Genomic DNA, 7,558 nt, shown 5'->3' with positions numbered 1-7,558 from the left:
TTTTGCTATCCGCCCGCATAGCGGGTGGGTTTTTGTTTCGCACGCTTTAGCGTGCTCAACTGGGCCTAAAGGCAATACAAAAAGTCCCATCCACGAAGGATGGGACTTACCGAATTGGTAGTGATGCGCCCGGAGGGAATCGAACCCCCATTTCAAGAACCGGAATCTTACGTGCGATCCATTACACTACGGGCGCATAGTGGTTAACAACACCTTAACTACTATAACTGATTTTGGATAAAAATACAAGTTAGTTTATGGTGAGAGGTAGGAATGTCCTGATTTGGCACGGTTTGTTCCAGGAGGAAAGTAGAATTGTTTGGCTTAAAAGTAGCATGGCAAGGCGATTAGTTTCTTCAGGCGATTGAGGGGGACTTACGTCGTTGGTCCTGAGACATCGCAATTTCCCACAATCGGTTAAATCATGCTATAATATCGGCATTAACTTTACGTGGAGGTCACTTAAAATGACGCGACATAAGACTTTTCGCCTCGTCGTGAATGCACTATTGATGGCGATTGTTTTGGTACAAAATATCTTCCCGTTTCTGGGGTATATTCCACTGGGGCCCTTCAGCATGACCCTGATTGGCTTGACGGTCATTGTGGCTGGAACCGCGTTAGGTCCAAAGGATGGCATGCTAATAGGGGGCTTCTGGGGTGTGATCACGTTCATTCGGGCCTTCACTTGGCCGTCCAGTCCTGTGGCACCACTGGTCTTTACAAATCCGTTGGTATCGGTTGTGCCTCGGCTGTTGATGGGCTTGGGAGCTGGCCTCGTCTATCTCTGGGGGCGTCAACACCAGTGGTCGATGCGCCGTTCAATGCGGGTTGCAGCGGCAGTAGCGGCCTTAACGAATACGATTTTGGTACTCGGCATGGTCTTTTTCTTCTATCAAACACCAGCCGTGGCGACGGCCTTTGGGGCGAAGGGCAATCAAACGCTGGGGTATGTCCTGATGATTTCGCTGGTGACCAATGCTGTCCCAGAATTAATTTTGGACGTATTGGTTGCCCCCCTGATTGCTGTGCCGTTGCGTCAGCGTTGGGATAAGATTAACGCGCAACTATTGAAATAACCTGAATAGTGTGAAACAAAGGGCAGTTATCAGTTTTAAGCGGAATCAGCAGCCTTGGCACACGTTTCGACCAAATAGAGTTGGTACGAAAAGGCTTGGGATTTTGTCCCAAGCCTTTTTCGACACAAAATCATTGCAGGTAACAAAAAACTCATCCACGAGGGATGAGTTTGCCAAATTGATAGTGATGCGCCCGGAGGGAATCGAACCCCCATTTCAAGAACCGGAATCTTACGTGCGATCCATTACACTACGGGCGCATAACACGCATGCTTTTTGAGCACCTAATTACTATACCCGAAGCTGAATATAAATTCAAGGGGTCGTGTAAATATTTTTATTTTCCGGGGAAATAGGTCTAAAATCTTCGGGAGTATTGTCTTGCAATCTCATAGTTGAGAGCATATACTTACAAACGTAAGGTTAGCTCTGGTTGGCCTGAATTTTTTTGACCGAAGTGGGCGTTTATCTGCCACCGCTGGTCGGTAATCGTCCCACTAGGAGGTAAGTTGGATGCGTGAAGATTGGCAGTGGGTCGAAGCAATCGTCCCTCAAATGGTGACCAAGCTAACCAATCGGTTCCGTGTCCTGCAAGGTATTGCGAATACCCAGCCAGTTGGTCGGCGAACTTTAGCCACCAGCCTGGACTGTTCCGAGCGAACGATTCGGACGACGACGGATGCCCTCGCTGAACTGGGCTTTATTCAGATGTCAGCGAAGGGTATGCAGATTACGACTGCCGGACAGCAGCTTTTACGGGGGTTAGAGCCCGTTATGGATGATCTGTCTGGCTGGCAGGAACGTGAAGACCAGCTCGCTAAGAAGCTACACATTGCGCATTGTACGATTGTACCGGGAGACAGCACAGCACCTACCGGATCCCTGATGGGGATGGGGCAGGCCGCTGGCCAGGTCTTAACGGATCAGCTGCCTCTTGGCAAGAGTACCGTTGCAGTGATGGGCGGGCATACCATGGCAGCCGTTGCGTCGGCGTTGACACCAGCGTTGTCGGTCAATCGGCAGTTGTTGTTTGTGCCAGCCCGTGGCGGGGTCGGTGAATCACCGGCCATTCAAGCCAACGCGGTTAGCGCACAGATGGCCCAGCAGACTAATGGTGAGTTTCGGTCACTATTTGTCCCAGAACAGCTAACAACGGCCACCTATAAGCCACTGTTTGCGGAACCAGCGATTCACGAGGTTTTGCAGTTGATTGACCAGAGTAACGTTGTGATTCACGGTATTGGCCAGGCATTCGTGATGGCCAAACGCCGAAAGATTGCACCGCACGTGATTGCCGACTTGACTGCGGCCCATGCGGTGGGGGAAGCCTTTGGCCATTTCTTTGATGCCGAAGGTCACGTCGTCAGTAAATTTCCCCGCATCGGCGTTGATATCGCCGATTTAGCCGCTAAAGAATTAGTAGTGGCCGTTGCTGGCGGTGCCGAAAAGGGCGCCGCAATTGCGGCCTACATGCATTTAGCGCCAGCTTCGACTTGGTTAATAACCGATGAAGGAGCTGCTGACTTTGTTTTAAAAAAGTGATACACTTAACACGTACTGCTTTTTAAAAAAATTATTCTTTATTTGCTTCCTGAAGGAGGAAATCACAGTATGACTGTAAAGATTGGTATTAATGGTTTCGGACGTATCGGCCGTTTGGCTTTCAAGCGGATTCACGAACTCCACTCAAGTGACATCGAAGTTGTTGCCATCAACGATTTGACGACACCTTCAATGTTAGCTTACTTGTTGAAGTATGACTCAACTCATGGTCGTTTCCCTGGCGAAGTTTCAGCTACGGACAAAGGTATCGTGGTTGACGGCAAGGAATACCCTGTATACGCTGAACCAAAAGCTCAAGATATTCCTTGGGTTAAGAACGACGGTGTTGACTTCGTCCTCGAATGTACCGGTTTCTACACTTCCGAAGAAAAGTCACAAGCTCACCTCGATGCTGGTGTTAAGCGGGTATTGATCTCCGCTCCAGCCGGTGCTGTTACGACTGTTGTTCCAGGTGTTAACTTGGACGTATTGAGCAAAGACGATGTTATCGTTTCTGCTGGTTCTTGCACGACCAACTGCTTGGCCCCAATGGCATACTTCTTAAACGAAGAATTTGGCATCAAGGCTGGGACTATGACGACTATCCATGCATTCACTTCTACTCAAATGATCTTGGATGGCCCTCGTGGCAAGAAGATGCGTAACAACCGTACCGCAAGTATCAACACCATTCCTCACTCTACTGGTGCTGCTAAGGCTATCGGTTTAGTTATCCCTGACTTAAAGGGTAAGTTACAAGGTCACGCACAACGTGTTGGTGTTGTTGATGGCTCATTGACTGAATTAGTAGCTGTTCTGGACAAGAAGGTTACTGCTGACGAAATCAACGATGCTATCAAGAAGCACACTGAAGGTAACGATGCCTTTGGTTACAACGGTGATGAAATTGTTTCAACTGACATCATCGATGACCCTCATGGTTCCGTATTTGACCCAACTCAAACGGAAGTTACGACTGCCGGTGACACGCAATTAGTTAAGACTGTTGCTTGGTACGACAACGAATGGGGCTTCACTTGCAACATGGTTCGTACTTTGTTGCACTTCGCTACGCTTTAATCAGCTAGCGGCGCAAGTCGTTTAAAATTTTAAATATTCAATGAGACGCGGCGGAGGAGGGAATTCTCCGACGCGTTTTTCATTGGGCCTAAAAAATCGCACAAGTCCTTTGAAATCTGAAGGTAAGTGCTGTATATTGTGAAAGTAATCATTTATTTTGATAAGCAATCAAGGAGGGTTTTCTAAATTGGCTAAATTAACAGTTTCTGATTTAGACTTAGAGGGCAAAAAAGTCCTGATGCGGGTCGACTTTAACGTCCCAATCAAAGACGGTGTGATCGGTAACGATAACCGTATCGTTGCTGCATTACCAACTATCAAGTACGTCATCGAACACGGTGGCAAGGCTATTCTCTTATCCCACTTAGGTCGGATCAAGAAGGAAGAAGACAAGCCAGCACTGTCCATGCGTCCAGTCGCAGAACGGTTGTCAAACTTGTTGAACAAGCCTGTTACCTTTGTCCCAACGACTGAGGGCAAGCAGCTTGAAGACGCTATTGACGGCTTAAGCAATGGTGATGTTTTAGTTATGGAAAACACCCGTTACGAAGACGTTAAGAACGGCGAAAACGTTAAACGTGAATCCGGTAACGATCCTGAATTGGGTAAGTACTGGGCTTCATTGGGTGACGTCTTCGTTAATGATGCGTTCGGTACGGCTCACCGTTCCCACGCTTCAAACGTTGGTATCGCTTCTAACATGGCCCAAACCGCTGCTGGTTTCTTAATGGAAAAGGAAATCACCTTTATCGGTGGAGCCGTGGATAACCCTGAACATCCATTCGTTGCTATCTTGGGTGGTGCCAAGGTTTCCGACAAGATCGGTGTTATTGACAACTTGTTAGCTAAGGCTGACAAGATTCTTATCGGTGGTGGGATGACCTACACCTTCTACGCTGCAAAGGGTATGAAGATTGGGAACTCATTAGTTGAAAAGGACAAGATTGATTTAGCTAAGGAAATCTTAGACAAGGCCGGCGACAAGCTGGTTCTGCCTACTGATTCCGTTGTTGCTGAAAAGTTCGATAACGATGCCGCTCACAAGACGGTTGACGGCGATATTCCAGATGGCTACATGGCCTTGGATATCGGACCTAAGTCTGTTGCTGAATTCGAAGATGTTTTGAAGTCAGCTAAGACGGTTGTTTGGAATGGCCCAATGGGCGTCTTCGAAATGAGTAATTATGCAGAAGGTACCTTGGAAATCGGTAAGTTCTTAGGAACTTTGACTGAAGCCAAGACTATCGTTGGTGGTGGGGACTCCACTGCTGCCGTTCAACAACTCGGTGTTGCTGACAAGTTATCCCACATTTCTACCGGTGGTGGTGCTTCTCTGGAATACCTTGAAGGTAAGACGTTACCAGGAATTGCCGCAATTTCTGATAAGTAAATTCATAAAGAGCTGTGGTGCCGGTCATCACGGCTCTTTATTGTGACGGTCGTCGATCGCGGAGGCGCTTCACTGGCTAATCAGTGGCGAATTCGGTAAGATGATGGGCGTAGTCAATTTATTTTTGGAGAGGGTGGATTAGGTTGCGGATACCCCTGATTGCAGGTAACTGGAAAATGAATAAGTCGGTCACTGAAGCGCGCCACTTTATTGAGGCAGTTCAGGGTAAGTTACCGACAGCTGATACCGTGGAAACGGCGATCGCGGCACCGGCATTGTTCTTACAGACGATGCTGGAGGCCAATCAGGACGATGTGCTGAAGATTGCTGCGGAAACGTGCTACTACGAAGACGAGGGAGCCTATACTGGTGAAACCAGTCCCAAGGCCCTCCACGAGATGGGGATTCCTTATACCATCGTGGGTCATTCCGAACGGCGGCGTTATTTTAACGAAACGGATGATGTAATCAACCGTAAAGTTCTCGCCGTGTTGCGCAACGGCATGACCCCAATCGTGTGTTGTGATGAAACGATGGGTCGCCGGGAGACCGGAGAAAAGATCCACTGGGTCGTCAACCAAGTCTCCGCTGCCCTGAAAGGGGTCAGCGCTGAAGATGCTGCGAAGATCGTGATTGCTTATGAACCCAGTTGGGCGATTGGCAGTGGCAATTCGGCATCATCCGACCAGGCCGAAGATGGTTGTTACCTGATTCGCCAAACGTTAGCCGATATTTATTCCGATGAAGTCGCTAACGGGGTTCGCGTTTTATATGGTGGTAGTGTGCGACCCGACAACATTGCGGGTTTAATGACGCGAGACAACGTAGATGGCGTGCTGGCCGGGGGTTCTAGCCTCGATGAGCAGTCATTTATCCAGCTCGCAAACTACCAAAATTTGTAAAACGGTAAAATTGTGATTGAAAGTTCAAAGTTAAACTTATAGAATAAAGCATGGGATGGTTGTCTTGTTCCCGTGAAGCCAAACTTTCATAAGGAGAGAATACAAAAAATGTCTATTATTTCTGATATTTACGCACGCGAAGTCTTAGATTCTCGTGGTAACCCAACTGTTGAAGTTGAACTCTACACCGAAGCCGGTGCTATGGACCGGGGGATCGTTCCTTCTGGTGCCTCAACTGGTGAACACGAAGCCGTTGAACTTCGTGATGGCGACAAGAGTCGTTTCATGGGTAAGGGTGTTACTAAGGCTGTTGACAACGTTAACAACCTTATTGCCAAGGAAATCGTTGGTTACGATGTAACCGACCAACGTGCTATCGACCAAGCTATGATCGACCTTGATGGTACGCCAAACAAGGGTAAGCTGGGTGCTAACGCTATCTTAGGTGTTTCCTTAGCTGCTGCACGGGCTGCTGCTGATGAATTAGGCCAACCATTATACAACTACCTTGGTGGTTTCAATGGTCACGTATTGCCTACGCCAATGATGAACGTTATCAACGGTGGGAAGCACGCCAACAACAAGGTTGACTTCCAAGAATTCATGATCATGCCTGTTGGTGCCAAGAGCGTTACTGAAGCAATCCGGATGGGTTCCGAAACGTTCCACAACTTGAAAAACTTGTTGAACGAAAAGGGTTACTCTACTGCCGTTGGTGACGAAGGTGGGTTTGCTCCTGACTTGAAGAACAACGAAGAACCATTCGAAATCTTAGTCGAAGCTATCAAGAACGCCGGCTACGTACCTGGTAAGGACGTTGCTATCGCCTTTGACTGTGCCTCATCAGAATTCTACAATGCTGACACCAAGAAGTACGAACTTAAGGGTGACGGTAAGGAATACACTGCTGAAGAATTCGTTACCTTACTTGAAGGTATCGTTGACAAGTACCCAGTTGTTTCCATCGAAGATCCTTTGGACGAAAACGAATGGGAAGACTGGCAAATGGCTACGAAGCGCTTAGGCAAGAAGGTCCAAATCGTTGGTGACGACTTGTTCGTTACGAACACGGACTACTTGGCTAAGGGTATCAAGATGGGTGTTGGTAACTCTATCCTGATCAAGCTGAACCAAATCGGTACTTTGACTGAAACTGTTGAAGCCGTTGAAATGGCTAAGCAAGCTGGTTACACGGCCGTTATCTCTCACCGTTCTGGTGAAACTGAAGACACGACTATCGCTGACTTAGTTGTTGCTTTGAACGCCGGCCAAATCAAGACTGGTTCAATGAGCCGTGGCGAACGTATCGCTAAGTACAACCAATTAATGCGGATCGAAGACCAATTAGGTAAGACTTCCGAATACAAGGGGATTCACTCCTTCTACAACTTGGACGAAGACGCACGTTTGGCCATCGTTAACAAGTAATTCAAAAGTTTAATCGGAAAGTGGTATTTACTCATTTGTGGGTAAATACCACTTTTTTTGGGTTCTAAAATATCTGTTGTTGGTAATCAAACGAATTTGATTACTGGCAACGGATGTTTTTGTATAATCAAAGAATG

6 protein-coding genes and 2 tRNA genes are annotated in these 7,558 nt (G+C 47.6%); 6 read left to right on the top strand and 2 right to left on the bottom strand.

The genetic code is table 11. The features are described 5' to 3' along the window. Positions 1-124: 124 nt before the first annotated feature. Positions 125-196 (bottom strand) — tRNA-Arg (locus EKM73_RS12480). 271 nt (positions 197-467) lie between these two features. On the opposite strand from EKM73_RS12480, the gene EKM73_RS12475 reads away from it, so the two are divergent. Beyond that, the gene (locus tag EKM73_RS12475; RefSeq protein ID WP_125702116.1) at positions 468-1,079 is read left to right on the top strand and encodes an ECF transporter S component; all 612 of its coding nucleotides are present in this window, start codon (positions 468-470) and stop codon (positions 1,077-1,079) included. A gap of 188 nt (positions 1,080-1,267) precedes the next feature. Here the strand turns inward: EKM73_RS12475 and EKM73_RS12470 are convergent. Then, positions 1,268-1,339: transfer RNA gene (locus EKM73_RS12470), tRNA-Arg, on the bottom strand. 253 nt (positions 1,340-1,592) lie between these two features. Here EKM73_RS12470 and EKM73_RS12465 point away from each other — a divergent pair. The 5 genes from EKM73_RS12465 to eno all read left to right on the top strand — a co-directional run bounded on the left by EKM73_RS12465 (position 1,593) and on the right by eno (position 7,421). Next, positions 1,593-2,621 (top strand): sugar-binding transcriptional regulator, encoded by a 1,029-nt coding sequence (locus EKM73_RS12465; protein WP_125702115.1) that lies wholly within the window; start codon positions 1,593-1,595, stop codon positions 2,619-2,621. 69 nt (positions 2,622-2,690) lie between these two features. Then, positions 2,691-3,701 carry a type I glyceraldehyde-3-phosphate dehydrogenase gene (gap, locus tag EKM73_RS12460; protein WP_020088223.1) on the top strand — a complete coding sequence of 337 codons (1,011 nt, stop codon included), beginning with the start codon at positions 2,691-2,693 and terminating at the stop codon, positions 3,699-3,701. 187 nt (positions 3,702-3,888) lie between these two features. Beyond that, complete coding sequence (locus tag EKM73_RS12455; RefSeq protein ID WP_125702114.1) at positions 3,889-5,091, top strand: phosphoglycerate kinase; 1,203 nt, start codon at positions 3,889-3,891, stop codon at positions 5,089-5,091. 143 nt (positions 5,092-5,234) lie between these two features. Next, a complete protein-coding gene (gene tpiA, locus EKM73_RS12450; RefSeq protein WP_125702113.1) occupies positions 5,235-5,993 on the top strand; it encodes a triose-phosphate isomerase in 759 nt (252 codons plus the stop codon). A 108-nt stretch (positions 5,994-6,101) separates the two neighbouring features. Then, the gene (gene eno / locus EKM73_RS12445) at positions 6,102-7,421 is read left to right on the top strand and encodes a phosphopyruvate hydratase (RefSeq protein WP_125702112.1); all 1,320 of its coding nucleotides are present in this window, start codon (positions 6,102-6,104) and stop codon (positions 7,419-7,421) included. The last annotated feature ends 137 nt before the right edge of the window (positions 7,422-7,558 follow it).

This window comes from Levilactobacillus fuyuanensis (assembly GCF_003946395.1).
In the GTDB taxonomy this organism is placed as follows: domain Bacteria; phylum Bacillota; class Bacilli; order Lactobacillales; family Lactobacillaceae; genus Levilactobacillus; species Levilactobacillus fuyuanensis.
The sequence above is the reverse complement of the archived record's forward strand: the minus strand, read 5'-3'. Positions and strand labels throughout refer to the sequence as shown.